We start from the raw sequence: 2,360 nt of genomic DNA on the forward strand, positions 1-2,360 counted from the left end.
CCCCAAGGCAGCCGCCCACTTGGATACCGCCCAGCATGATCTGCTGGCCTTCACCGCGTTCCCGCGGGAGATCTGGCGGCAGATCTGGTCGAACAACCCGCAGGAACGGCTCAATAAAGAGATCCGCCGCCGCACCGACGTGGTCGGCATCTTCCCCGACCGCACCGCCCTGATCCGCCTGGTCGGCGCGATCCTCGCCGAGCAGAACGACGAATGGACCGAAGCCCGCCGCTACATGGGCCTTGAACTCCTGGCCAAGGCCCGCCTCCACCCGATCGAGTCAGAAGCCGACGACACCGCCCTGCCCACCGAACTCACCGCATAGCCTCAAAACGAGATCACCGAGTGGCCGTCGATACACCACTCCAGCGGACGTGACCCATGTACCTAATGTGTCGTCAGGTAGGTCAGCATCTGATCAGCATCAGTCCTCGCACATTTCCGAGACAGGTATCCGAAAAGGTGCTTGGTCGGCGACGTCACAGCAGCCTGGTTCGCACGGAAGCGCAGGCAGGGAGCCTTCTCACCGGACCCGAGCGATGTTCCTCACAATCGTCGACTTCGACGCGTGCCGGGGTACAGTGAGGAACGCCCTTGACCTGCACAAAGCAGGCAGGGAGCCGTCCTTCAGGAGTCCAAAGTGCTGCGTACTCTGTTCAAGTCCAAGATCCATCGTGCCACCGTCACCCAGGCCGACCTGCACTACGTGGGTTCGGTGACCATCGACGCCGACCTGCTCGATGCCGCCGACCTGCTGCCCGGCGAGCTCGTCCACATCGTGGACATCACCAACGGCGCCCGCCTGGAGACGTACGTCATCGAGGGCGAGCGCGGCTCGGGGGTCATCGGGATCAACGGTGCCGCCGCCCATCTCGTCCACCCCGGCGACCTGGTGATCATCATCAGCTACGCTCAGATGACCGACGCCGAGGCGCGGGAGTTCGAGCCGCGGGTCGTGCACGTGAACAGCGCCAACCGGATCGTGGCCCTGGGCGCCGACCCGTCCGAGCCGGTGCCGGGCTCCGACCAGGAGCGCAGCCCGCAGGCCGTGCCGACGGCCTGACCGCGCCCCTGCGCGGTCGGCACTCGGCATCAGTCGACCCTCGGTATCAGACGGCACCCGTCTTCGGACGGACGACGGACCAGACGACGGACCAGGAGTGCGCCATGAGCGACATCGAGATCCGAGACGACCGGCAGGCCGGCCGTCTGGAGGCCCTCCAGGACGACGAGGTGGTCGGCCGCATCGAGTACTTCGTCCTCGAATCCCCGGCGCGCGCCCTCGTCCCCGTCCACACCGTCGTGGAGCCGGCCCACGAGGGGAAGGGCATCGCGGGTTCCCTGGCGCGCGAGCTGTACGGCAGGGCGGCGCGCGAGGGAGTCGTCGTCGCGCCGCTGTGCCCGTACGTCGTGAAGTGGGCCGAACGCCACCCCGCCGAGGTCCCCGCGGCCGACCCCGGCCTGCTGGAGGCGGCGAAGGACTGGCTGCGGGCGCACCCGGGGCGGTTCTGATGCTCGCCCTCCTGCACACCTCGCCCTTGCACGTCCCGGTCTTCGACGCCCTGCGCGACGAGGACCATCAGGGCCTGGAACTGCGGCACTTCGTCGACGAGGAGCTGCTGGCCCGGGCCCGCCGAGAAGGCCCCGAAGCCGTCGCGGACGACGTCCGGGACGCACTGCGCAAGGCCGTCGCCGCCGGTGCGGGGGCCGTGCTGTGCACCTGCTCGACCATCGGCGGCATCGCGGAGGCGGCCGCGGCAGAGGCGGGGGTGCCGGTGCTGCGCGTTGACCGTCCGATGGCGGCGGCCGCGGTGGCCGAGGGGGCCCGTGTCGTCGTCCTGGCCACGGTGGAGAGCACGTTCGGCCCGACGGTGTCCTTGATCGAGGAGGAGGCCCGCCGTGCGGGGCGCCCCGTCGACGTGCGGACCCGACTCGTCGAGGGCGCGTGGGAGCGCTTCGACGCGGGCGACGTCGACGGTTGCGCACGGCTGGTGGCATCCGCGGCGGACGACGTCACGGACGCCGACGCGATCGTCCTCGCCCAGGTCTCCATCGCCCGGGCCCGGCAGCTGGCGACGACAGCGGTGCCCGTACTGTCCAGCCCGCGCCCCGGGCTGGCGGCAGGAGCTCAGGTGCTGCACCCGCGGTAGGCCCACCTGGGCGCCCGCGGTGACGCGGGTGAGTGACTGGCGGCACGGCCGTCGGGTACGCGGGGGAGTAGTCCAGAGCCGACGCGCACCGATTGGCCGGAGGACGCCATGACGAACCCGTATCAGGATCCTGTCCACCCGGATCCTGTCCACCCGAGCCCGACGCCGGGCCCGACACCGGGTCCGGAGCCCCAGCCCCCGGACCCGGCC

General features: G+C 70.3%; 3 protein-coding genes and 1 pseudogene (1 of these 4 running past the window's edge). All 4 read left to right on the plus strand.

The features are described 5' to 3' along the window. A pseudogene (locus tag ADL12_RS58345) lies at positions 1-325 on the plus strand (transposase); it begins 160 nt to the left of the window's first position. 315 nt (positions 326-640) lie between these two features. Next, complete coding sequence (gene panD, locus ADL12_RS06505; protein WP_062699475.1) at positions 641-1,063, plus strand: aspartate 1-decarboxylase; 423 nt, start codon at positions 641-643, stop codon at positions 1,061-1,063. A gap of 104 nt (positions 1,064-1,167) precedes the next feature. Next, positions 1,168-1,512: a GNAT family N-acetyltransferase gene (locus tag ADL12_RS06510; RefSeq protein WP_062699477.1), complete on the plus strand. Its 345-nt coding sequence runs from the start codon at positions 1,168-1,170 to the stop codon at positions 1,510-1,512. Then, complete coding sequence (locus ADL12_RS06515) at positions 1,512-2,150, plus strand: aspartate/glutamate racemase family protein (RefSeq protein WP_062699479.1); 639 nt, start codon at positions 1,512-1,514, stop codon at positions 2,148-2,150. The genes ADL12_RS06510 and ADL12_RS06515 overlap by 1 nt, the downstream gene beginning before the upstream one ends. The last annotated feature ends 210 nt before the right edge of the window (positions 2,151-2,360 follow it).

This window comes from Streptomyces regalis (genome assembly GCF_001509475.1).
GTDB classification, from domain to species: domain Bacteria; phylum Actinomycetota; class Actinomycetes; order Streptomycetales; family Streptomycetaceae; genus Streptomyces; species Streptomyces regalis.